This window comes from Iodobacter fluviatilis, from assembly GCF_900451195.1.
Taxonomy (GTDB): domain Bacteria; phylum Pseudomonadota; class Gammaproteobacteria; order Burkholderiales; family Chitinibacteraceae; genus Iodobacter; species Iodobacter fluviatilis.
On record NZ_UGHR01000004.1, the window covers coordinates 420,008 to 444,024 of the forward strand.

Consider the following 24,017-nt stretch of genomic DNA (forward strand, 5'->3'; position numbering starts at 1 on the left):
TATTAATCTGAACGTGTATGGGGAGAAGATGAAGTGACCCATGCCACTGCTATGATTGAAAATCAGCTCCAGCACCGGTTTTTGTGAATAATTTGGCAATTTTTTAAATTGAATATTGCAGCATAGTGCTATAAACAGCGTCGATGTTTTCATCCTCAATTCAGAATATGATGATGTAATAAAATGATGATGTGCATGAGTAAGGTGAAAAATATGTGGCGATACTGTGAGTGATTTACAGATTACGTCGTAATGCAAAAATAGCTTAGGAGAAAGCGTTGGAGAATAATCAGCTATTACACACTTCTGTTGTTTTATTAGCAGCAGCGGTGATTGCAGTTCCGATATTTAAGCGTTTTAATTTAGGATCAATCCTAGGCTACTTAGTAGCCGGGGTGATTGTAGGGCCCTATTTTTTTGGGTTTATTAAAGATCCAGCCGCCGTACTGGATTTTGCAGAAATAGGCGTGGTGCTCTTATTATTTGTTTTGGGTTTGGAATTAAACCCAAAATCACTCTGGCAGATGCGTAAAAAAATCATTGGTCTGGGGGGCGCTCAACTCTTGCTGTGCGGGCTGGCTCTTGCTGGCTTATCTGTCGTTTCTTTAAGTCTTGAATTTAAAACTTCATTTTTGGTTGGTGTGACACTGGCTTTATCTTCTACGGCATTTGCTGTTCAGCTATTAAAAGAGCGCAGTATGCTGAACCAGCCTATTGGCCGAATTGGCTTTGCAATTTTGCTGATGCAGGATCTGGCAGTTATTCCTGTATTACTGAGTTTACAAGCGATGGCTCCAGATCCAAGCGGCCATATTGTGCCATGGTGGCTGGGTTTGCTTGCGGTAGTGATTACACTTTTTATTGGTACCTATTTGCTAAGCCCGCTGCTTAAAATTGTAGCAAAGTACGGTAATTCAGAAGTCATGACTGCGGCAGCTTTACTGATTGTATTAGGTGCTGCTTTAGGTTTTGATTATGCTGGCTTATCCATGGCCATGGGGGCGTTTATTGCGGGGATTATGCTGGCCAATTCTAGCTTCAGGCATCAGCTTGAGGCAGATATTGAGCCATTTAAAGGCTTATTATTAGGCTTGTTTTTTATTACCATTGGCACCAGCATCAATTTGAAAATGCTGCTGGCAGATCCGTGGTTTTTATTAGCAGGCGCTTTATTATTGCTGATGGTAAAAAGCTCGGTGATTGCGGCTTTAATTGCAGGTACAACAGGGCAATCAAAGTTAAATAGTTTTAGGCTGGGGCTGATGCTGGCACAGGGGGGGGAATTTGCTTTTGTGGTAATGGCACAGGCTTTATCTTTGCATATTCTGGATAAGCAGATAACTGAAGAAATCACCATTGTGGTGGGTTTATCAATGGCCTTAAATGCGCCCCTGCTGATGATATTTGAGCGTTTAATTCAGCGTAAAGGTAAAGAAAAAGCAGTTGATTACAGCAATGTGAAATTTGACAGCAATAAAGTTATTATTGCTGGGTTCGGGCGGTTTGGCCAGGCAACCGGGCGTTTACTGTCGGCAAAAGGCATGCAATTTACTGCCCTAGATAAAGACCCTGAACATATTGAGTTTTTAAAAAAAGTTGGGCATAAAATTTATTTTGGCGATGCAACCCGTCATGATTTACTCAGAAAAGCAGGTGCAAAGCAGGCCTCTGTATTATTAATCGCCATTGATAATATCAGCGATTCCCTGCATTTGGCGCAGATGGCAAAGCGCAAGTTTCCGCATTTACGCATTATTGCACGGGCTCATAATCGTACCCATGCTTTATCTTTAATGGATTTAGATGTGGATGTGGTGATTCGTGAAGTATGGGAAAGCAGCTTAACGGCTGCCGAGCATACTTTAATGGCACTAGGATATTCGCCAGCCCATGCAGAGCGAATGATTGATATTTTTCAGCGCCACGATGAAGCATCATTATTAGAGCAATTAGAGCATAAAGATGATATGAATGCCTTAATTGCCCTGGCTAAAGAAAACCGCCAGCAAATGAGTGATTTATTTGTGGCAGACAGAAATGTTTATGCCGCAGAAGAAAAGAAAGTGATTGAGTAATGAATAAAACCATTCATTGGGATATTTTTTGCCGTGTGGTTGATAATTACGGTGATATTGGTGTGTGCTGGCGCCTAGCGCGGCAATTGTCGCGTGAATATGATTTAACGGTAAGGCTATGGGTAGACGATTTAATCAGCTTTCAGCGAATTCAGGCAGATATTTGCACTGATTTGCCTGTGCAAGTGTGTGCTGACGTGGAGGTGCGGCACTGGTGTGAGCCTTTACCGGATGTGGAGCCTGCCGATGTGGTGATCGAGGCCTTTGCCTGTGATTTGCCTGCAAGCTATATTGCCGCCATGAAAGCTGATCCGCGTGATCGGGTTTGGCTGAATCTGGAATATCTGTCTGCAGAAGATTGGGTGCAGGGCTGCCACGGCCTGCCTTCTCCTGCTCAGGGCCTGCCTAAATTCTTTTTCTTTCCCGGTTTTGTGGATGGCACAGGCGGCTTATTGGGCGAGCAGGCCCAGCTTTATGCCAAAGCGGCTTGGTCGCAGGCAGACAGCGATGCGTATCTGGGGCAATGGCAGGCTGTACAGGCCAATAGCATTAAGGTCTCTCTCTTTGCCTATGCCAATCAGGGGCTGGCTGATTTATTGAGCTGCTGGCAGCAATCAGAGCGCCCTGTGCAGGTGTATATGCCCGAGGGACTGTTGCTGCCTTTGGCCGAAGCTGCCTTAGGGCAGGCATTGCCGGCGGGTGCAACGATTTGCCGTGGTGCGCTCAGCCTGTCTGTGCTGCCGATGCAATCGCAGGATGATTACGACCGGCTTCTTTGGAGCTGCGATCTTAATTTTGTTCGGGGTGAAGATTCATTTGTGCGTGCACAGTGGGCAGGCTTGCCGCTGATCTGGCATATTTATCCCCAGGATGATGATGCGCATCGTGCCAAACTGGATGCATTTTTAGCGCTTTATCTGGCCGCTTGTCCCGGTAAATCTGCACAGGTGTTTAATGATTTTTGGCAGGTATGGAATCATGGTGGCGATGTCAAAGCCGCATGGCATAAGCTTTTGCCTGAGATTCTTGCTTTAAAAAGCCATGCTGCGGCGTGGAATGAAAATTTGATTAAACGCGGGGACCTCGCCACTAATCTGGTCAGATTCGTCAATAGCAAGGTAAAATGGCGAGTTAAATTTTAACCATCACTTAAGCTCTAGGTAAACACCGCAATGGCAATCAAAACCGCACAAGAAGTTCGCGTTGGTAACGTAATCATGGTTGATGCTCAACCTTGGGTCGTTCAAAAAACCGAATACAGCAAATCGGGTCGTAACTCTTCTGTTGTAAAGATGAAAGCAAAAAGCTTGCTGGGTACATCTTCTTCAGAAAATGTTTACAAAGCTGACGAAAAATTTGAAGTAGTGACATTAGATCGCAAAGAATGTACTTATTCTTACTTTGCTGATCCTATGTATGTATTTATGGATGCTGAGTTTAACCAGTACGAAATCGAAAAAGACAATCTGGGCGATTCCCTGAACTTTATCGAAGACGGCATGGAAGATCAGTGCGAAGTGACTTTCTACGAAGGTAAAGCCATTTCTGTTGAAATGCCGACTACCATCGTGCGTGAAGTGGTTTACACCGAGCCAGCAGTTCGTGGCGATACTTCAGGCAAGGTAATGAAGCCTGCTCGCCTCTCCAATGGTTACGAATTGCCAGTTGCTGCTTTTATTGAAATCGGCGACAAAATCGAAATCGATACACGCTTCAACGAATTCAAAAAACGCGCTTAATTGCCGTTCAGAATCAAAAAAAGCCACCTTGCAGAAGGTGGCTTTTTTTATTTTATCAACGGCATAAATTGAGCTAAACCTTGAACCACAGAGTAAAAAGAGAGCACAGAGGCTACAGAGCAAAGCCGGTTTACTCTGTGAATCTCTGTGTCCTCAGTGTTCTCTGAGGTTTAAGATTCAGCGATTTTTCTTGATCAGATTCATTTTGAAAAAAGTGGGAGCTTACTTCAACATCTTCCACAAAAAGCTGTATTCCAGCGCTGTCATATCGGCTTTCTGGCTGTTGTCAGCCGCACCCGCATGGCCGCCTTCCATATTTTCATAGTACCAAACCGATTTAACGCCCTCGCTTTGCATTTTTGCCATCATTTTACGCGCGTGGCCCGGGTGGACTCGGTCGTCGCGAGTGGAGGTAGTAAAGAGGATATTCGGGTATTGCGTTTTGGCCTTAATATTGTGATAAGGCGAGTATTTGCTGATGTAATCCCACTCGGCGGGCACATCCGGATTGCCATATTCGCCCATCCACGAAGCACCTGCCAGCAGCTGATTAAAGCGGCGCATATCTAAGAGCGGTACCTGGCAAACCACTGCGCCAAATAAATCCGGACGTTGGGTCATCATTACCCCCATTAAGAGCCCGCCATTGCTGCCACCCATAATGCCAAGCTTTTTAGGTTGGGTAATTTTCTTAGCAATGAGGTCTGTCGCTACGGCAATAAAATCATCGTAGGTTTTCTGGCGATTTTCTTTTAGCGCGGCCTGATGCCAGCGCGGGCCAAATTCACCGCCACCACGGATATTGGCCAGCACATACACGCCACCTTTTTCCAGCCAGGCTTTCCCTGCACCTGCCGAGTAATATGGGGTAAGGCTGACTTCAAAGCCGCCATAGCCATAGAGCAGCGTTGGGTTTGTGCCATCCAGTTTTAAGTTCTTAGGCTTGACGATAAAGTAAGGCACACGCGTGCCATCTTTAGAAACGGCTTCGTTTTGCGCGATGTCCATGCTGCTGGCGTCAAAGAAAGCAGGGCGTTGCTTAAGTAGCTCCCGTTCATCGTTGCCTGCATGGGCCAGATAGAGCGAATCTGGGGTAAGGAAATCGGCGTGGGTGAAAAAGTAATCATCCGAGGCATCCGGATCAATCGCCGTCGCACCGATGGTGCCAAAGGCAGGGGCATTAATGGCGCGTTGCGACCACTTGCCTTCTTTAAAGCGCCATTCAGTCAGGCGGCCTTTTACATTGTCGAGCGCTTCTACGATCAGGAAGTTTTTGGTGGCGGTGGTGCCATTCAGTGCGGTGGTGGGGGTGGGGTTAAACAGCTGAGTAAATTGGCGCTCGCCTGCCTGGAATTTCTCAAAATCACTAGCGATCAAGCTGCCACTAGGCCAAGTCTTGCCGCCAATAGTCCAGCTAGATTTAAGTGTGATCAGAATTTGCGGGCCAAAGAAGCTGATATTGGCATCATCCGGCACGGCAATGCGGCTGAGTTTTTCGCCGCTGCGTAAATAGGTTTCATTGGTATAAAAGGTGACGCCACGGCGGATAATTTCGCGGCGGTAAGTGGCATCTTCGGCCACATAGGCAGAGACAGAAATATCGGTTTTTTGCCCCTCATAAATGGTCTTAGCGGCGCTGAGTGGGGTGCCGCGCTGCCAAAGCTTGACGATACGCGGGTAGCCCGAGTCTGTTTGGCTATCTTTGCCAAAATCGCTGGCTACAAACAGGCTGTCTTTCCCCTGCCAGCTGAGTTCTGATTTGGCTTCTGGCAAACTAAAACCGTCTTTTACAAATGCTTTTTTATTTAAATCAAATTCACGTACTTCTACCGCATCTGCACCGCCACGGGAAAGGCTAATTAAGCATCTGTCGTATTGTGGATAGCGGCAGTCTGCACCCTTATAAACCCAATTCGCATTCTCGGCTTTAGCCAGTGCATCTAAATCTAATACGGTTTCCCAATCTGGATGGGCTGTTTTATAGCTGGCCAGGGTAGTGCGCCGCCAAATACCTCGCTGATGATCGCCATCGCGCCAGAAATTATAAAAGTAGCCGCCCATTTTATTCACATAGGCGATGCGCTCTTTTGAATTAAGGATATCCAGAACATCATTTTTTAGCGGAGCAAAACCCGCTTCTTTTTCTAACATTGCATGGCTAATGGCATTCTGCGCCTTAACCCAATCTAATGATTTTTTACCCGCTACATCTTCCAGCCATTCAAATTGATCGCTAGCTGCATGGACTAAGAGGCTGGCGCTGGCTAGTGCCATTGAAAGTAATACTTTTTGCATATTCTTCCTTGCTGAAATCAATGATTAAACAGATGGGCAGGCGAACATTTGCACATATGCCATGTGGATCGGAAAATATAGCATATTTACCCAAGGTAGGAGGGGATTAGGCAATAAGTTTGATGTACTTGTCCCCCCTTTGAAAAAGGGGGCTAGGGGGTAATGCCGTTCACTTAAGGTATTGGTTTTGCTTCCCCCTTTTAATAAAGGGGGAAGCTGGAGCTCTGCCTAAAGTGGGATTATGGCGCTCTTGAGTGTTCCATTGCCATCAATTCCCAAACACCTGATCTTTCAACATTTTTAGCTGATCGCGTAATTGGGCCGCTTTTTCGAATTCCAAGTTTTTAGCGGCTTCGATCATTTCTTTTTCGAGGCGTTTTAATTCTTTGGCTAGGGATTTTTCGTCAAACTCATTGAGCATTTTTTGCCGCTTCATTTCTAATCGGGCGGCTACGGCGGCTTCTTCGTTATATACGCCGTCGATAATATCCTTGATGCGTTTGACTACGCTGCGTGGTGTAATGCCATTAGCCAGATTAAATGCAGTTTGTTTGGCGCGGCGGCGCTCGGTTTCATCGATGGCTTTTTTCATCGAATTGGTAATCCGGTCGGCGTAGAGAATCGCTTTACCATTTAAATTACGCGCTGCGCGGCCAATGGTTTGAATTAAGCTGCGCTCTGATCTTAAAAAGCCTTCTTTATCCGCGTCTAAAATCGCCACCAAGGATACCTCGGGGATATCTAGGCCTTCGCGTAATAAGTTAATCCCGATCAGCACATCAAATACGCCAAGGCGCAAATCGCGCAGGATTTCTACGCGCTCTACGGTATCAATATCCGAGTGCAAATAGCGCACTTTCACCCCGTGCTCGTTCAGATAATCTGTTAGCTGCTCGCTCATGCGCTTGGTCAGCGTGGTGACCAGTACCCGCTCGCCAATCTCAGTGCGTAGCTTGATTTCAGAGAGTAAATCATCGACCTGAGTGCCGACTGGTCGTACTTCAATAATCGGGTCAACGAGGCCAGTGGGGCGCACCACTTGCTCCACAATCTGCCCCTGATGCTTGGCTTCGTAATCTGATGGCGTAGCCGAGACAAACACCGTTTGCGGCATCAGCTGCTCGAATTCTTCAAATTTAAGCGGGCGGTTGTCCAGTGCAGAGGGCATACGGAAACCATAATCGACCAGATTTTCTTTGCGTGACCGATCGCCCTTATACATCGCGCCAATTTGCGGAATGGTGACGTGGCTTTCGTCGATAATCATGATTGAATTGGGCGGCATATAGTTAATCAGCGTCGGCGGGGCCGAGCCTGCAGGCTTGCCAGAGAAATGCCGTGAGTAGTTTTCAATGCCCTTACAAAAGCCCATCTCAATTAGCATTTCTAGATCAAAACGGGTGCGCTGCTCTAGGCGCTGTGCCTCGACGAGTTTGTGTTCTTTGTAATAAAACGCCAGCCGGTCAGTCAGCTCCGCCTTGATGGTCTCGATGGCTTCCAACACCTTTTCGCGCGGTGTAACGTAATGGCTGCTGGGGAAAACCGTAAAGCGGCCCACGCGCTGCTTGATATGGCCTGTAAGCGGATCGAATAATTGCAGTGTTTCTAATTCATCATCAAATAAATTCACCCGCAGCGCCAATTCGGCCGATTCGGCAGGGAAGATATCAATCACATCGCCACGCACCCGAAAACAGCCACGGCTAAAATCGGTGTCGTTTCTATCGTATTGCATGGCGGTTAGGCGTTTGATCATATCGCGCTGGGCAACGCGCTCGCCTTCTTTCAGATGCAAAATCATCTGGTGGTAAGAGCTGGGATCGCCAATCCCGTAAATCGCGCTGACGGTGGCCACAATAATACAATCCGGCCGCTCTAAAATCGCCTTGGTGGCCGACAGCCGCATTTGCTCGATATGCTCATTAATGGCCGAATCTTTTTCGATAAATAAATCGCGGCTGGGCACATAGGCTTCGGGCTGGTAGTAATCGTAGTAAGACACAAAGTATTCAACCGCATTTTGCGGAAAGAATTCGCGCATCTCCGAGTAAAGCTGCGCCGCCAGCGTCTTATTCGGCGCCATCAAAATAGCTGGCCGCCCCGATTGGGCAATCACATTCGCCATCGTATAAGTCTTACCCGAGCCTGTTACCCCAAGTAGGGTTTGATACTGCAAACCATCTTCCAGCCCTTCAAGCAGCTGAGCAATGGCCGTTGGCTGATCGCCAGCAGGCGGAAAAGGCTGAAACAGGCGATAGGGGCTGCCGGGGTAATCGACAAACATGGGCAAGATCCTGTGTTGACGAGGCGAAGTAGGCTTATTCTACCGAATAGAACGCTCGTCCGCTTTAATGGTTTGAGGGTTGTGTGGAGTGGATCGTTGGCCGTGCAAGTAATGGAGTCGATTACGGGCAGCACCTAGATGTATTTATTTGGTGTTCAGGTTGAGGTGTAAATGTAGTTGTTTGTTTTAGTAACTTTTATTTAACGTGTAACTAGTGTCAAGCTGACGTAAAGTTTTGCGTAAATTATAGATGCTGATTTTTGTTGCCAAGCTTAGTGCTTGTTAGCTCTATAAAGGGGCATTCCATACTGTGGGGCAAAGATGGTGATTTTTTAAGAGGAAGTACCCGTGAAGACTGCGGATCTTATTTATGAAGCTAAGTTCAGAAGAGCTACTGAAGTTCTGGATTCCACTGGAATATGGAAATCTAACTACATGCCGCCAGCCACCAGATTACTGCGGCGTATAGGTTTTAGTGTTCGGCCCCCGCATTTCGCAAGTTTTGTAAAAACGGCTATTTCATGTGCGGCTTATTTCAGTGCGGTATGGGGGCTATTAATGTGGCTACTCGTTTGGTCAAGTCAGGGTATGTTTTGGGGGGATGTAGTCACCAGAGCTATATTGGCGGGCATGTTTTTTGGTGTTGCAATGGCTGCTTACTATGCTTATGGGCGTATGAAGTACAAGCTGCCATCTTGGGAAAACTTGCTGCATAGTGATAATGAAGCCTGAATTTTAGCTTGGGCTAAAGCGTTATTAGCCCAACATTTGTATTTACGGAGATGCGCCGGGCAGATAAAACATGTTCAAGCAACTTGCTATCGTGCTCGCTTCTTAGTTTCACCTTAAGCGCAGAATCAGCAGAGAGTTAAATATGAATTCAAAATACACAGGGCAGTGCCTTTGTGGCGAAATCCGCTATTCAGTTGATGTTGAACCATTATTTGCTGGAAACTGTCACTGCAAAGACTGCCAAAGAAGCTCGGGGAGCGCTTATATCCCTGCCATGCTTTTCCCTGAAAAAAATGTGCTTGTTTCTGGTGAGGCAAAATATTTTGAGTCAACGGCGGATAGCGGAGGTACGCATAAAAGAGGGTTCTGCCCGAATTGTGGCGCTCAATTGTTCGCAAAATTCAGCAATCTTCCCGGTATGCTGGGCATAAAAGCGGGCACCTTAAACGACGCATCGCACTACGTGCCAAAGTTAGATTTCTATGTGGCAGGCGCCGCAACCTGGGATTTTATGGATGCCCAACTCCCCAAAAAACAAGGTTCCCCTCAAGGATAAAGGGCATTCTCATAACAAGGTGTTTAACGGGGGCAGTACGGTGGATTGGGCTAAAGCTTTATCGGAGGCGCTGGGCAGATAAAACACGCCCAATTTACTTGCTAACTAAAGTCAGAAAGATCTTTTTAGTGCCTTCGGCACGTTGATTTAGGAGCGGTAGCCACCGCGGGGGCCTTCCTTTCTTGAACGGCCAAGAAACGAAGCCAAAGAAGGCCGCCCCACGAAACACGAAGGCCCCTGCGCTGCGGACAATCGAGTCGGCGGCGGGCGGGATTGGCTCGCTGCCTCGCTCCCTGGCCGAAACCCCGCCCCGCTTGTTCCTCACTACGGCGTGTTTCAAGGGGACTTTAAAGCCCTATGCGAAGAGTGTGGTTATTGTGCCTTTCCGCTACTTGCTAATAAAAAAGGCATGTTTCTTAAGCCTTGGCTTTCCCCCGTAACACCTCTGTTCCCCGCGCCCTCCGTACTTCAAGGCTCAGGTTTTTTTACTTCGCTGAATCCTTGCGTTAAGGTGTCGCCATTGTTGAATCATGTATAGAAGCACACCCAATGATAAATACCCCCCATTACTGCGAACTGAACGTCGGGCATCGTGCTGCGGCGGCCACAAATGTGCGCGATATTGTCAGCGTGGCGATTGGTCATCGCAGCGATGAAGCGGCCTTAATTGTTTACGATGTTGAATGCCCTTTGGCGCAGGTGTTGGCCGATAGCTATCGCTTAGCTTTGCCAAGCGCGCAGGTGATTGAAATCAGCAGCGTGGATAATGATGCGGTGATGGCGGCGTTTCATGCTCAGCCAGCTGGGGCTTTGGTGGTGCTGATTCAATCGACGCATTTTCGCCTCGATGCCTATCGTTTGCGGGTGCAGTTGTTTAATCAAGAGCTAAAAGTCATCGAGCACGTGCATTTGGCGCGCATGGTGGCGGATGAAGCGCCTTTGTATATTGAAGCGCTGGCTTACGATGCGGCATATTATCGCGGTACAGGTAGTGCCTTGCAGGCGCGGATTAATGCGGCCCCGCACGCGCGCGTTACCAGCGGTGATGGCCATGTGCTGACTTACGCAGGCCCACTGGAAGGCGCTAAGCTAAATGTGGGCGATTACCGCCAAATGAAGCATATTGGTGGGCAGTTTCCGATTGGCGAAGTGTTTACCGAGGCGCGTGATTTAACGCAGCTAAGCGGCCGTGCTGATATTTTTGTGTTTGGAGATACCAGCTTTCACTGCAATTTTCCGGCCCTGCCGATCACTCTGATTGTTGAGCAGGGCTGTGTGATTGGAGTGGAAAACAGCACGCCGTATTTTGATGAAGTGCTGGCCAAAATCCGCGCAGTGGAAGGCGAAGTGTGGGTGCGTGAGCTGGGCCTAGGCCTAAATCGTGCATTCAGCCGCGAGCGTACCGTAAGCGATATCGGCACCTTTGAGCGGCTGTGTGGCGTTCATTTATCGTTGGGCGCTAAGCACGGCAGCTACAACAAGCCACAATTTAAACGCAAAGACACGCGTTTTCATATCGATGTATTTGTCGCTACCACTGGCGTGTATTTAGGCGATGAAAATGTTTATATCGATGGGCAATGGCGGGTGTGATAAAAACTAAAGGGGCTAGGCTTCCTTTAAATATTAATAATTAAAGAACGTCAGCTATTTGATACGCTTTATAAGCGAAGATATACGGGCTTGTATATGTGCTTGACATTGTGCTGAGCAAAATTTAGTCTACATTAGAATTTGCTAATTTAAAATTGTAAGGTAGATAATTAATGAATAAATTATTGCTTGGTGTTTTGGTGGCTTTAGCTTTTGTTTCATCACATGCAGAAGAGACTGTGGCTAAAACGGATACAACGGCTAAAAGCCGGATTAGAGTTTTTGGCCAAAATGGTGCTGGGGCAAGGGTATATCCAGGATTGAGCTGCGTGAAATCTGTATGGAGTAGCGACGGAATTCTTGTTTCCGGCGGAATGGGCCAAGCATTTTCATCTTTTGTTGGTATGGCTTCTAATATCAGCCTTGGCATGGCCGAAACAGACAGCAGTCGTAACTTAAGCAGCAAGGATGGTATTTTATCTAAAGCGTATTATCAGGAGCATGAAATTGCAGCGGGGCAACCTGCAAGTGTGGCATTAAGTTATAACGATGTAAGTTCGTTTTATATTGCAAATGGTGTGTCGTATAGCACGGTTGGCCGCCGATGCGGTGGTAATGTCACATTCACCCCGCAAGCCGGAATGGATTACGAGGCTGGCTTTGCCTGGTCGGGTAAAAAATGCAGCATCGTCATTAACCAGATTTTGAGCAAAGATGGGAATGTTGAATTACATCCTGTTCCCGTAGCAGAGGCTCCATCTTGCTAGTTGCAGATTTTAATTTTTAGAAACACGCAGTATCTTGGGTAAACAAGCCGCCATCGCTGATATGGTGGCTTTTTATTTTTTAAACCCAATTGGTCCAATATGACTGTAATTGCGCATTAGCAGTTAAACAGCCACAGAGAGTGGTGTGAAAAGAACGAATGCTTAATTTTGAGTGAATAGATTAAGTACAAGCTATTATGTTTTTGGATTTATCTTGGCCATATTCTCAGTAATCTGCTTATTTAATTGTTAAAAAAAAAGCCCCGGCCATAGCCGGGGCATCAAAAGCTGCCGTGACGCAGTATTTTTTATTGCTGTTACAGTGCGCTGTGGCGCAGTTGTTCCAGAATCGCTGGGTTTTCTAGCGTAGAAATATCCTGAGTGATTTCTTCACCCTTGGCGATATTCCTCAGTAGGCGGCGCATGATTTTGCCTGAGCGTGTTTTAGGCAGATTGTCGCCAAAGCGGATTTCATCCGGCTGAGCAATTTTGCCGATCTCGTGGGCTACCCATTCGCGCAGCTGTTTGGCAATGGCTTTGCCTGCCTCGCCTTCCGGGCGCTCGCCTTTGAGCACCACAAAGGCCACTACGGATTCGCCCTTGATATCGTGCGGCTTGCCAACAACCGCAGCTTCTGCCACCAGCGGATTGGCGGCCAGTGCCGATTCAATTTCCATGGTGCCAAGGCGGTGGCCGGATACGTTTAGCACGTCGTCGATGCGGCCCATAATCCAGATATAGCCATGCTCGTCGTAATGCGCCGAATCACCAGCAAGGTAAAATTTGCCGTTAAATTCATCCGGGAAGTAGGTGCTCTTAAAGCGCGCTGCATCGTTGTAAATGGTGCGAACCAAGGATGGGAAGGGGCGAGTAATCACCAGCGATCCACCTTTGCCTGGCTCTACCGGCGCGCCGGATTCATCCACAATCGCCGTCATAATACCCGGCAGTGGCAGCGTGCAAGAGCCCGGTTTGGTTGCCACTGCGCCTGGCAATGGGGCTACCATATTAGAGCCGGTTTCGGTCTGCCACCAAGTATCCACGATTGGGCAACGGCCGCCGCCGATGGTCTCGTGATACCACATCCACGCATCAGGATTAATCGGCTCACCCACCGTGCCCAGAAGGCGCAGGCTGGATAAATCGTATTGCTTAGGCAGATCGCCACCCAGTTTAATCAAGGAGCGGATGGCGGTTGGCGCGGTGTAAAAGGTGGTGACTTGGTGTTTTTCAATCATTGCCCAGAAGCGGCCAGCGTCTGGGTAAGTGGGCACGCCTTCAAATACCACTTGCGTGGCACCAATACCCAGCGGGCCGTAAGCAATATAGCTGTGGCCGGTAATCCAGCCCACATCGGCCGTGCACCAGTACACATCGTCTTCTTTGTAATCGAATACCCATTTCATCGATACTTGCGTGCCAAGGAAATAGCCTGCGCTTGAATGCTGAATGCCCTTAGGCTTGCCTGTGGAGCCGGAGGTATACAGCACAAAGAGTGGATCTTCGGCATTCATCCATTCTGGCTCGCATACATCAGGCAGGCCTTTAACCAGCTGATGCCACCAGACATTATTGCTCTCGCTCCAGTGATCCGGCTTAGTGCCGGTGCGTTGGAACACAATCACTTTTTCGACTGATTCGCAGTTGCCAATGCCCAGCGCTTCGTCTGTCATGGCTTTTAGTGGTGTGGCTTTGCCGCCGCGTACCGATTCATTGGCGGTAATCACGATCTTGGCCGTGGCATCTTGAATGCGATCGCGCAATGCGCCCGCAGAGAAGCCGCCAAATACCACCGAGTGAATCGCGCCGATACGAGCGCAGGCCTGCATGGCGATAATCGCTTCAACGGTGTGCGGCATGTAGATCACAACGCGGTCACCCTTCACCACGCCTAGGCTCTTCAGCCCATTGGCAAACTGGCAAACGCGGTGATACAGCTCGCGGTAAGTTACGCGGGAGACTGAGCCATCGTCTGCTTCAAAAATAATTGCTACTTTATTCGCCTTGCTTTCAAGGTGACGATCTAAGCAGTTGTAGGACACATTCATTTCACCGTCTTCAAACCACTTGAAGAATGGCGCATTGGATTCGTCCAATACCTTGGTAAAAGGCTTGCGCCAGCTGACTAACTCGCGCCCTAAATCGCCCCAAAAGCCTTGATAATCGCTATTGGCTTTCTCGCAAAGGGTGTGATAGCCCTCCATGCCGGATACATTTGCTTTAGTACGGAAATCGTCGGAAGGTGGAAACAGACGGGTTTCCTTAAGTACGGAATCAATGCTGCTCATATGGGGCTTCCTTCTTGCAGAGATAGTCAGATAAATCGGATCAAACCCAGAGTATCAGTGGGGGCTGTCGCAAGGCCAATCGTGTTTTTTGATGGGGTGAATCAGAAAGGCTGATGTGAGGGGGTGTATGTGGATGGTGATATTTCGTAGGAGTGGCTTCAGCCGCGAAAGCCTTGTTAAAAGCCACTCGCGGTTGAAGCTACTCCTACGGTATTAGACCTTGAGCTAACAAGTACTTGTATTTACTACTCTGCCCGCTCTGCAATCAAGCTATAGCTGAGCGGTAAGCGGGCCTCGTTTTGCTCTAATGCGGCGTAGGTTACCGATATTTCATTGGGGTATTCGGCAAAGTGGCGCAATTGCAATCCCTGCTGCAAGCAGCCGCCAATAATATCGGAGAGGGTATGAGGAAACCAATACGAGGGTGCGCTGCCTGTGCCTTGGGTATCAATATATTCAGGCAGCATTTCATCAATAAAAGGCTCTTTACGGAAATAAGAGCTGTCCATTGCATGAGGTGGAATGGGATTAAACATATCCAAAATAGGATGCTGCTCATAAATAAATAACTGCCCATTTGGCTTTAGCCATGAATGAATCAAAGCCAATAAACGTGGCAGATCGGGCATCCAGCCTAATACCCCAACCGTTATATAAACCAGATCAAAAGAGCGTTGGAACTGATTTTCAAGATCAAAAACATTGCTGCAAATAAATTCAATATCCAGCTCGGCACATTGAGCCAGCACTTTTGCTTGTTCAATAAATGCGTCAGAAATATCAATGCCCACACAGCGGCCAGCACCGGCGCGTTTTACGCTGCATAGCTCCTGGCCGCTATTGCAGCCAATTTGCAGTACGTCTTTGCCATTGAGTGGAAACCGAGTAAATAGCTCTTTTTCTACCACATCAAAGCTTGAGAATTCTGGGTTTTTTATGGTGCTAAGCAGCTCGCTAAAGCCTTCTTTCTTATTTATTTCGGCTGTTAAATTCCACATCGCCCGATTGACTTCTGTGTAGTTTGTTTTTTCTGTCATCATTTTTCTTTAAATTTTTTGGAAGGGTTTAAAGTTTGTATCGGGTACACATTTTTCATTTTCCATATTTTTTTCATACGGAACCAGTTTTAGTTTCTAAGCTGCATATGCAAAATGGGGAATCGCTTGCCCATGCCATCAAGCTCAGAGCGACTGATGATTTTAAAACCCATGCGCTCATAGAAAATAATTGCCTGGGGGTTTTGTTCATTTACATCCACTTTGCTCGCTTGATGATGAGTAATAGCATGGCTTAAAAGCATTCTGCCAACGCCCTGGCCTCTATACTCGGGGGCGATAAACAACATCTCTATATTGCCTTCGCTCAAACCAATAAAACCGGTTATTTTTTGCTGATTATCTTTGGCGCATTGTAATAAGACTGCGGGAAAGAAATCACTCAGCATTTTTGATTTATAAAATTGAATATCGTTTTCAGATAAAAAATCATGCGTAGCCCGCACCGATGATTCCCAAATGCTTAATAGCTCGGGGTATTCATTGGGGGTAGCCGCTAATATTTGCATATTATTGTTTCCATAAATAAATAGAATCTTTGCCATCGCCATTTAGTGATTTATTTTGTTCAACCATGATATAGCGGGTTTTACCTTCGGCAACTAACTTAAAAGCTTGTAAGCGGGTGCGATAGCCAAGGATGTCCAACCCTGTTTGCATTTGTTGAAAATCTGCAGGCGAATAGATCACCGTCACGCCTGTGCTATTGGGGTAGTGAAACGTTGTGCGGCTCATATTGCCCTGAGCATCAAAGCTTAAATGCTCAATTTGGCTGTCATCTTGGCAATCGCTTACGCTGGTTTCAAAGCGTTGCCCAGCCAGCTCGATAGCCGAGCTCACTTTGGTGGCATTGGCGGCGATTAAAACGTATGTGCCTTTTTTATCTTTGACGCCTCCCAGCCCTGGCTCGCAAAGCATGGCGGCAAAGGGCAGGTGTGGGTTTTCCGGCAGGCGATACACCGCGCTGCCGCCGCTTAAACCATTACCCCAGCTGTATTGACCGTTTGCATCATAAGTAAGGCTGCCTTTGGGAATAATAGGGCTGCTGATGTTTGCACCTGCATCACTAAGCTTTGCATAGATCGCCTGCGTATCGCTGGCGGCATAGTGGTAGGCCAGATATTCGCTGCTGCTAAGGGGGGCTAAGGGTGGTGCCGGATCGCTGCCCCCGCCACCACAGGCTGATAAGGCGAATGTAAAAAGACAGATTGCAGATTTCATATTATTAATTTTTAGTGAGTGTTGGTGAAAATTCAGAATTTAATAATCCATAAATTAAATCATTGTGCCATTGTTGATTTAATTTAAAGTTATCCCTGATCCTGCCTTCTTGTATAAATCCTACCCGCTCTAATAAGCTGGCTGAGGCGATATTTCCTTCTGTTACTGTGGCTTTTATTTTGTGAAATAAGCAATCATTAAAGGCAAATTGCAATATGGCTTGTAAAGATTCTTTGCCATAGCCTTTACCTTGCTCATTGGGGTGCAATAAAAAACCAACTTCAGCCTGCTGATAGGGCTCCCACTCGGGCATAAAGCCAGTGATCCCAATGGGCGTATTGCGGTGTTTATCAATAATCATTAGGCATAGCCAGTGCGAGCTGTGTTTGGTCCACGCGGGCAGGCGGCTGTTAAATTTTTCATTGATTGCATCGGCAGATAAAGGATCACTGACATAGCGCATCACATCAGGGTGTTGTTGGAGCTGCTTAAAAAATCCTCTGTCTGCTTCGGTGAGAGGTCTAAGGATTAATCTTGCTGTTTCTAAATAGATGCTCATTTTATGGCCTGTTGTTTTTTAATTCATGGCTAAGCAATGAATAATTCATCAGCGATATATATTCACCATCTTTAATTTCACATTCACGGCTGATGCCCTCTAAAGTAAAATTAAAGACTTGTAAAAGCTGCTGCGATTTTAAATTTTCTATTTCTACTTCGGCGCTGATGCGGTGCAGTTTTAATTCATTAAAGGCATGACTGAGTAAACCCTGTAATGCTTCCTGCATAATGCCTTTGCCCCAGTGCTGGGGTAATAGCCAGTAGCCTAATTCGGCATTTTTGTGATCATGGCAGATATTATTCAGGCCTAATGCGCCTAGCGGTGTACCTGCCGATTCAATCACCAGCCAGCATCCTGTGCCTTGTTCGGCAATGGATTGATACCAGCTCATTTGTTCTAGGCAAGCGCTTTCTGTTGAATATGAAATACCATAGTGTTTAATCACTACTGGGTTGGACAGGCCAGAAAAAACAAAGGCTAAATCATCGGGCCTGAATGCTCTTAAAGTGATTGTATTTAGTTTTATATTCATTATTTATCCAAAGTAGTTGCGACTTCGGCGCAGGCTGTATGAATGGCATAGCGTATATGCAGCTCGGTGGTATCAAATATCGGAATAGCCACATCCTGCTGTTGAATCAGCATGGTAATTTCTGTGCAGCCCAGAATGACTCCTTCTGCACCTTGCTCGATCAGCTGATTAATGATGGCAGTGTATTCTTGTCTGGATGATTCTTTAACAATGCCCTGGCAAAGTTCCTGATAAATAATATCGTGCACTTTATTGCGGCCAGTTTCACTTGGGGTAATGACTTCTAGCTGGTGCATATTGGCTAATCTGCCACGGTAGAAATCTTGCTCCATGGTGAATTTTGTTCCCAATAGAGCAATTTTTTTAATGCCCGCTGTTTTAATTGCCGCTGCGGTAGCGTCGGCAATATGCAGAAATGGGATCTGGATTTTAGCTTCAATTTCAGCGCTTAGTTTATGCATGGTATTGGTGCATAAGATCATTAAATCTGCACCGGCTAATTGCAGGGAATAAGCCGCTTGGGCCATGATTTTACCCGCTTTATCCCATTGCCCTGCGCTTTGCAGCGCTGCTATTTCTGCAAAATCCACACTCAGCAAAATCACTTTGGCAGAATGCAGACCGCCCAATTTTTCTTTAATAAGCTGATTTGCTCTTTGGTAATAAATCTGGCTGGATTCCCAGCTCATGCCGCCTATCATGCCGATGGTTTTCATTATTTTCCCCTAAGCTAACAAAGCCAATTCGCCATGCAATAAAAAGAATGCCGTGATCGCCATCAGGCTGGCCATCATGCCGTTAAATAGTTTTAATATTTTTGGGATCAGCAAATGCTGGCGTAATGCATCGCCCAACCATGCCCAGATACAGATGCAGGGTAAATTAATCAGTGCACATAAAACGGCTAAGCCCGCTGCGGCGAACATGCTATTTTGCTCGGCAGGCAAAAATAGAATCACGGTATTGATCACCATTACCCATGCCTTGGGGTTAATCCACTGAAATAGCGCTGCGGCTAAAAAGCTCATGGGTTTAGCGGCTTCTTTGCCTTCAGGCGATCCTGCTTTCCATATTTTCCACGATAGCCACAATAAATAAGCACAGCCAAATACGCCTAAAATTGGGCGTACCGTATTAATGCTGCTCATCACCCAAGCTAGGAGCACGCCAACGATAAACACCTGAATGCCATGGCCAATGCTAATGCCTAATAAATGCGGAATACTGCGGCGAAAACCAAAATTGCCGCCAGAAGCCGCCAGCATCAGATTATTGGGGCCGGGGGTAACGGACATCAGCGAGACATAGCTCAGTAAGGCGGGGTTAAACATAGACTTTGCTCGGTGTAGGTAAAAGGCAATTCATCATAAAAGCATCGTCATAAAGGTTACAGTGGCATTACTTGCTTATTTTTATGGGTACAATTTAGACATTGCAGCCTTACCCGGTCTTTTCGAGGTTCCCTTATGATGCAAGTGGATACGCTTTACCAGCAGCTGGCCGATGATTTTGCGCTGGCGATCAGCCACGGTTCTTTACCGCCTGGCTCCAGATTGCCATCGGTACGTAAAACGGCACAAAGCCGCAGGCTGTCTTTGAATACGGTACTTACAGCTTATCGCATGCTGGAAGACCGCGGCCTTGTGGTGGTTAGGCCGCAATCTGGCTATTACGTACGCAGCCATCTGCCTATGTTGCCGGCAGGCAAATCCTGTGCAGCGCCTGGCCAAGCTCAAGGCCCTGCCGGTGAAGTGCTGGATTTAATCGGTGCCGCTTTATTGGCCCAGCAAACGCCGGGCTATATCAATCTGGCCTTAGCCTGCCCCAAGGGGGGCGATTTTTACCCCAGCAATAAGCTGGCGCGGATCATGGGCCAAGTGCTCAGGCAAAATCCTGGCATGGTTAGCAGCTATGCTTTGCCACCAGGCTCAGAGCGATTACGCACCCAGATTGCCCGCCGCAGTGTGGAGCTGGGTATGTCTTTGCAAGCTGAAAACATCGTGCTTACCCATGGCTGTATGGAGGCTTTGCAATTGTCTTTGCGCGCCATCTGTGTGCGTGGAGACGCCGTGGGGATTGAATCGCCTACCTACTTTAATTTGTTGCCTTTGTTTAGTAGCCTAGGTTTAAAAGCGGTTGAAATACCGACCGACCCGCAAACGGGCCTGTCGCTCGATGCGCTGGAGCAATTACTGATTGATGGCCAATTGCAGGCCATTGTGGCCATGCCCAATGTGCACAATCCCCTTGGCTGCAGCATGCCGCTGGAAAACAAACGGCGGCTAGCTGGCCTGTTAAAGCGTTATCAAATCCCCCTGATTGAAGATGCGCTCTACGCCGAATTGCAATTTACCGAGGCCTTTGCACCCGCTGTAAAAGCGTTTGACGAAGAGGGTTGGGTGTTAATTTGCGCCAGTTATACCAAGACACTGGCCCCCGATTTTAGAATTGGCTGGGTAGAAGGCGGGCGTTTTACCGAGCAGATTCGTAAACTTAAATTCTCTTATTCAGTTGCCGAATCTATGGTGCTGAGCGAAACGCTGGGCTTGTTTTTAGAATCGGGCGGCTACGATCATCATTTACGCCAGCTCAAGCGCCGCTACGCGATTCAGGTGGATAAAGTACGCGCGCTGATTGCCGAGCATTTTCCGCAGGGCACCAGCGCCACCCAGCCCGCTGGCGGGTTTTTATTCTGGGTAGAGCTGCCCGCCAGCTGCGATAGCGTGAAATTATTTCATCGTGCTATTGCAGAGAAGATCAGCATCTCGCCCGGCCCGCTGTATTCCCCCAGCGGCCGCCATACCTCGGCACTGCGTTTATCCTGTTGCCAGCCTTTGGATGAAAGCTATATCCAGGCTTTAGTGCGGCTGGGCGAGATGGCGCAGGACATTATGGATGAAGCGGCTGGTGTTTAATCCGCAGTATGCGTGGCTGCGGTAGAAAACCTCGCCTCGCGTGCATCCAGCTCTTTGCCGGATGGCTGAGTCAGCAGCTTGTATAGCTCCGGTCTGCGGCCACGTATCCAGCGCTGGCCTGTGCTCATATTGACGAGGTTTAAATCCAGCACTGCGGCCACCATGGCATCTTGGGCCAGCCAGGTTTCATGAATAATGCGGCCATAGGGATCAATAATCATGGCGTTGCCTGTGCGGATTTCCTCCTCGTCCTGACCTACGCCATTGCTGAAAATAATAAACAGGCCGTTATCGTGCGCTCTGGCGGGCAGCCAGCGCAGCAGCCATCCCCGGCCATTAGGGCCTTTGAATTCGGCTTCAATGGCCTCTGGATGAATGTGGCGCTGCTGCCATTTTTCTAGGGCTATGGGTTTCATGCCATGCGGGCTGCGGGAATTTGTGCCACCGGTTTGATGCGGGGCAAGCAGCAGGCTGGCTCCAAGCAGCGCGCATGCCCGCACGTTTTCAATTAAGTTGTTATCCCAGCAAATCAGAATGGCAATGCGTATCCCCCAAGGCGTATCAAATACGGTGTATTGATCGCCGCTGTGAATCGATTCGTGCTCAAAAGCATGCAGCTTGCGGTGGCAATGGTGTGTGCCATCGGGCATGCACAGCACATAGCTATTATAAAAATGCTCGTCCTCCCCCAGCTCTATCAGCCCGGCAGCAACGGCCATTTGATATTGCTGCGCCAGTTTTTTTACTGCCGTGATTGAAGGCCCATTTAGCGGCTCGGCTAAGCCCGCCACACCTTCATGGCTCAGCTTTGTGACATGCCAGTAGCCGGTAATGCACATTTCAGGAAAGGCGATCAGCTGCACCCCCTGGCTGGCGGCTTGGGCGGCAAAATCGGCAATGCGGCTCAGGTTATAAGCCTTATCACCGGCACGATGTTGAAATTGAACAGAGGCAACATTTAAAGTGGTCTTGGGCATGGTGGGCTGCGCCTTGGTGTGAATGAATAAAGCGATTTAACCGCGGTCTGTTTCATGCGTAAAATGAAATTTATGACCATTATTGATAGAAAAATAGAATGGATATCAAATTACTGCGCTCCTTTATTACCCTGGCAGGGCTGGGGCATTTTGGCCGGGCGGCGGATGTGCTCTGTGTGACGCAGCCTACCCTGAGTAAGCAAATTGCAAATTTAGAAGCCGAGCTGGGAGCCAGGTTATTTGAACGTGGCCGCCATGGTGCAGAGTTAACTGCGTTTGGGGCGTTATTTTTGCCTGATGCCCAGCGCTTAACTCAGGATGCGGATCAAGTGTTGCTGCGTGCGCGTGAAGCCAGCCGGGGAGCGCGCGGGCGGCTGCGCATTGGCTTTGGTTTGTCTGCGCTCGAATTTGCCCCGCAAGCAATTGCGGCGTTTAGCCAGCGCTACCCTGATGTGGCAATTACGCTGAATGATTACTCCTCAGCAGAGCAGACGCAGCGCATTCTGGCTGGCGAACTCGAGCTGGGTATTATTCGCTTACCCTGCGACGGCGCTTTAGCCACGCTCCCTCTCTTTGAAGAGCAATTAGCCTTGGCGGTCCCCGCTGTGAGCAAATGGCAAGCGGTGCCGGATCAGCTGGCGGATTTAAACACGCTGGGTTTTATTGCACTCTCTGTATCTCGCGGGCCGGGCCTCGCTGCGCACATTCAGCAGTGGTGCAATGCACATCAATTTAATCCACGCATCACCCAATACATCGAAGATATACAAACCATTCTTGCGATTGTAGCTGCCGGTTTAGGCGTGGCTTTATTGCCTTATCGGGCCGGGCTGTTGCTGCCGCAAAATGTGCGGCTGTTACCCTTTAATGAGACTGCGGCGCACTGGCAAGTGGGTTTAGCCTGGCAAGCCGGGCGGGAAGACCCCGTTGTGAAGGGCTTTGTAGACCTGCTCGCCAAACCTTGAGCGGCTTATTTACGCGGCATCATCAGCCAGAGGCCACAGAGGCTTAGACCCATGCCCAGCATGCGGGTGATTGAAAATGACTCGCGGAAAAACCACAGGCCTATGGGCAGCAGTAATAGCGTGCTGGCGGCATTGGTCATCAGGGAGGACATGCCTAAATGCCCGCCTGCCCGGTAGAGCAATAAAAATCCCAGCTCAATGCCCAGAATACCCAGCGCCACGCCACCGACGCTCCAGTTCAATACCTGCACACTGCGGCTGCCGCCATAGTAGTAAATACCGGGCAGGCATAATAAAAGCGCAATGCCGTAGCTGATGGATAAAGATAAAAAAGGGTTGATCTCATTCGGCACAAATTTAATCGAGAGGTGATAAATCACCGATCCGGCAATTGCCAGCAAAACCGCTAAAACATACATTTTGTACTCCAGCTTTATTGGGTTTGCATAGACTAGCTGAAGCATTAGTTAATAGGTAGACTGCAATAAACCATAGTGGCTATAAAAGTTAATTATGACTAATGATCTAGATACCGCTTTGCTGCGCTCTTTTGTCGGTGTGGTGCGTAGCGGCAGCATCAACCGGGCGGCTATTTTGCAAGGCAAAACACAGCCTGCGCTCAGCCAGCAAATTCAGCGCTTAGAGCAGCAGCTTGGCCAAACTTTATTGCTGCGCTCGCCCAGAGGCATACGTTTAAGCTCGGCAGGTGAGGCTTTATTGCCCTATGCCGAACGTATTTTGAGTTTAACGGATCAGCTTAGCCTGAAGCCTGTATTGCAAGGCGAGCAGCAACGCAGTATCGGTCTGGTAGAAGATTTTGTCAGCGGCCACCTGAATCGGGTACTGGCCGATTTTGCCTGTGCCCATCCCCGTTTGCGGCTGCGGGTGGATGTGGCCGATAAACAAACACTGTTTGCCGCTTTCGAGCGCAAAGAGCTGGATGTATTGGTAAGCATGCCGCTTACCGCAGCCGCAACGCCCGATCAGGCGCTAAGCCTGCCCCTGAACTGGTTTGCTGCGCCTGGATTTGATTTGCAGGTGGCATCCATACCGCTGGTGATTTTTAGCCAGCCCTGCACTTGGCGTGATCGCATCTTAGAAACGCTGAATCGGGCCAATCAGCCATGGCATATTGTTTTTGAAAGCAGCAGTCTGGCAGCATTGCAAGCGGCAGCAGAAGCAGGCTTGGGGGTGACTGCCTTATTGGCGGATACCCCGCCACAGCATAGCCAGCTGATAACGGAACTCCCTCCATTGCCTGATGTAACTATCGCGGTGTATCGCCAGCAGGGCGATACAGACCCCATAAATCAACAATTAGCGGGTTTGTTTTTACGGGAATTGCAGAGGGGCTGAGGTTTTGAATTGAAGCGGTTGGACATGGGCAATTTTGAATTGAGAATACGCCAAATAAGGGGGGCTAAGCGCGGCGCAATGCCGGATGTGGTCTTGCCAATGAAT

The 24,017-nt window shown here is 48.2% G+C and carries 22 protein-coding genes; 10 read left to right on the top strand and 12 right to left on the bottom strand.

The genetic code is table 11. The features are described 5' to 3' along the window. The first annotated feature begins 278 nt into the window (after window positions 1-278). Genes DYD62_RS20605 through efp form a run of 3 tightly spaced genes read left to right on the top strand, consistent with a single transcriptional unit; the run spans window position 279 to window position 3,814 of the window. A complete protein-coding gene (locus tag DYD62_RS20605; protein ID WP_115229723.1) occupies window positions 279-2,075 on the top strand; it encodes a monovalent cation:proton antiporter-2 (CPA2) family protein in 1,797 nt (598 codons plus the stop codon). Next, complete coding sequence (gene earP / locus DYD62_RS20610) at window positions 2,075-3,217, top strand: elongation factor P maturation arginine rhamnosyltransferase EarP (protein WP_115229725.1); 1,143 nt, start codon at window positions 2,075-2,077, stop codon at window positions 3,215-3,217. The genes DYD62_RS20605 and earP overlap by 1 nt, the downstream gene beginning before the upstream one ends. Window positions 3,218-3,253: 36 nt before the next feature. After that, window positions 3,254-3,814: an elongation factor P gene (gene efp, locus DYD62_RS20615; RefSeq protein WP_099398349.1), complete on the top strand. Its 561-nt coding sequence runs from the start codon at window positions 3,254-3,256 to the stop codon at window positions 3,812-3,814. Window positions 3,815-4,036: 222 nt separating this feature from the next. Here the strand turns inward: efp and DYD62_RS20620 are convergent, their stop codons facing one another. Together DYD62_RS20620 and uvrB are read right to left on the bottom strand one after the other, a co-directional pair. Then, window positions 4,037-6,109, bottom strand: coding sequence for a prolyl oligopeptidase family serine peptidase (locus DYD62_RS20620; RefSeq protein ID WP_115229728.1), 2,073 nt, complete (start codon window positions 6,107-6,109; stop codon window positions 4,037-4,039). 268 nt (window positions 6,110-6,377) lie between these two features. Continuing rightward, window positions 6,378-8,393, bottom strand: coding sequence for an excinuclease ABC subunit UvrB (gene uvrB / locus DYD62_RS20625; RefSeq protein ID WP_115229730.1), 2,016 nt, complete (start codon window positions 8,391-8,393; stop codon window positions 6,378-6,380). A gap of 348 nt (window positions 8,394-8,741) precedes the next feature. Between uvrB and DYD62_RS20630 the strand changes: the two genes are divergently transcribed. The 4 genes from DYD62_RS20630 (at window position 8,742) to DYD62_RS20645 (ending at window position 12,041) form a co-directional block, all read left to right on the top strand. Further along, complete coding sequence (locus tag DYD62_RS20630; RefSeq protein ID WP_115229733.1) at window positions 8,742-9,125, top strand: DUF6404 family protein; 384 nt, start codon at window positions 8,742-8,744, stop codon at window positions 9,123-9,125. Between the two features lie 142 nt (window positions 9,126-9,267). Further along, on the top strand, window positions 9,268-9,681 hold the full coding sequence (locus DYD62_RS20635; protein WP_115229735.1) for a GFA family protein: 414 nt from the start codon (window positions 9,268-9,270) through the stop codon (window positions 9,679-9,681). Between the two features lie 549 nt (window positions 9,682-10,230). Further along, window positions 10,231-11,274 (top strand): hypothetical protein, encoded by a 1,044-nt coding sequence (locus DYD62_RS20640; RefSeq protein ID WP_115229738.1) that lies wholly within the window; start codon window positions 10,231-10,233, stop codon window positions 11,272-11,274. 173 nt (window positions 11,275-11,447) lie between these two features. Further along, a complete protein-coding gene (locus DYD62_RS20645) occupies window positions 11,448-12,041 on the top strand; it encodes a hypothetical protein (protein WP_115229741.1) in 594 nt (197 codons plus the stop codon). A 317-nt stretch (window positions 12,042-12,358) separates the two neighbouring features. Here DYD62_RS20645 and acs read toward each other — a convergent pair whose 3' ends face one another. The 8 genes from acs to DYD62_RS20685 form a co-directional block, all read right to left on the bottom strand. Then, the gene (gene acs, locus DYD62_RS20650; RefSeq protein ID WP_115229744.1) at window positions 12,359-14,329 is read right to left on the bottom strand and encodes an acetate--CoA ligase; all 1,971 of its coding nucleotides are present in this window, start codon (window positions 14,327-14,329) and stop codon (window positions 12,359-12,361) included. A gap of 245 nt (window positions 14,330-14,574) precedes the next feature. Further along, the gene (locus DYD62_RS20655) at window positions 14,575-15,369 is read right to left on the bottom strand and encodes a class I SAM-dependent methyltransferase (protein ID WP_115229746.1); all 795 of its coding nucleotides are present in this window, start codon (window positions 15,367-15,369) and stop codon (window positions 14,575-14,577) included. Window positions 15,370-15,455: 86 nt separating this feature from the next. Beyond that, complete coding sequence (locus DYD62_RS20660; RefSeq protein WP_115229749.1) at window positions 15,456-15,893, bottom strand: acetyltransferase; 438 nt, start codon at window positions 15,891-15,893, stop codon at window positions 15,456-15,458. A gap of 1 nt (window position 15,894) precedes the next feature. Continuing rightward, complete coding sequence (locus DYD62_RS20665) at window positions 15,895-16,605, bottom strand: hypothetical protein (protein ID WP_115229751.1); 711 nt, start codon at window positions 16,603-16,605, stop codon at window positions 15,895-15,897. A 4-nt stretch (window positions 16,606-16,609) separates the two neighbouring features. After that, window positions 16,610-17,164 carry a GNAT family N-acetyltransferase gene (locus DYD62_RS20670; protein ID WP_207916494.1) on the bottom strand — a complete coding sequence of 185 codons (555 nt, stop codon included), beginning with the start codon at window positions 17,162-17,164 and terminating at the stop codon, window positions 16,610-16,612. Window position 17,165: 1 nt separating this feature from the next. After that, a complete protein-coding gene (locus DYD62_RS20675; protein ID WP_115229754.1) occupies window positions 17,166-17,699 on the bottom strand; it encodes a GNAT family N-acetyltransferase in 534 nt (177 codons plus the stop codon). Beyond that, window positions 17,699-18,415, bottom strand: a complete 717-nt coding sequence (locus DYD62_RS20680) for an aspartate/glutamate racemase family protein (protein ID WP_115229756.1) — start codon at window positions 18,413-18,415, stop codon at window positions 17,699-17,701. The genes DYD62_RS20675 and DYD62_RS20680 overlap by 1 nt, the downstream gene beginning before the upstream one ends. A gap of 9 nt (window positions 18,416-18,424) precedes the next feature. Beyond that, entirely contained in the window at window positions 18,425-19,030 is a 606-nt protein-coding gene (locus DYD62_RS20685; protein ID WP_115229759.1) for a LysE family translocator, read from the bottom strand. Window positions 19,031-19,165: 135 nt separating this feature from the next. Here DYD62_RS20685 and DYD62_RS20690 point away from each other — a divergent pair, with 135 nt between their 5' ends. Then, window positions 19,166-20,614, top strand: a complete 1,449-nt coding sequence (locus tag DYD62_RS20690) for an aminotransferase-like domain-containing protein (RefSeq protein WP_233702988.1) — start codon at window positions 19,166-19,168, stop codon at window positions 20,612-20,614. Here the strand turns inward: DYD62_RS20690 and DYD62_RS20695 are convergent. After that, window positions 20,611-21,591, bottom strand: a complete 981-nt coding sequence (locus tag DYD62_RS20695) for a nitrilase family protein (protein WP_115229762.1) — start codon at window positions 21,589-21,591, stop codon at window positions 20,611-20,613. The two genes, DYD62_RS20690 and DYD62_RS20695, sit on opposite strands and share 4 nt — an antisense overlap. Window positions 21,592-21,689: 98 nt before the next feature. Between DYD62_RS20695 and DYD62_RS20700 the strand changes: the two genes are divergently transcribed. Beyond that, entirely contained in the window at window positions 21,690-22,556 is an 867-nt protein-coding gene (locus DYD62_RS20700; RefSeq protein ID WP_115229764.1) for a LysR family transcriptional regulator, read from the top strand. 5 nt (window positions 22,557-22,561) lie between these two features. Here the strand turns inward: DYD62_RS20700 and DYD62_RS20705 are convergent, their stop codons facing one another. Further along, window positions 22,562-22,975 carry an EamA family transporter gene (locus DYD62_RS20705; RefSeq protein WP_115229766.1) on the bottom strand — a complete coding sequence of 138 codons (414 nt, stop codon included), beginning with the start codon at window positions 22,973-22,975 and terminating at the stop codon, window positions 22,562-22,564. 94 nt (window positions 22,976-23,069) lie between these two features. Between DYD62_RS20705 and DYD62_RS20710 the strand changes: the two genes are divergently transcribed. Continuing rightward, window positions 23,070-23,912 carry a LysR substrate-binding domain-containing protein gene (locus DYD62_RS20710; protein ID WP_115229769.1) on the top strand — a complete coding sequence of 281 codons (843 nt, stop codon included), beginning with the start codon at window positions 23,070-23,072 and terminating at the stop codon, window positions 23,910-23,912. Window positions 23,913-24,017 lie beyond the last annotated feature (105 nt).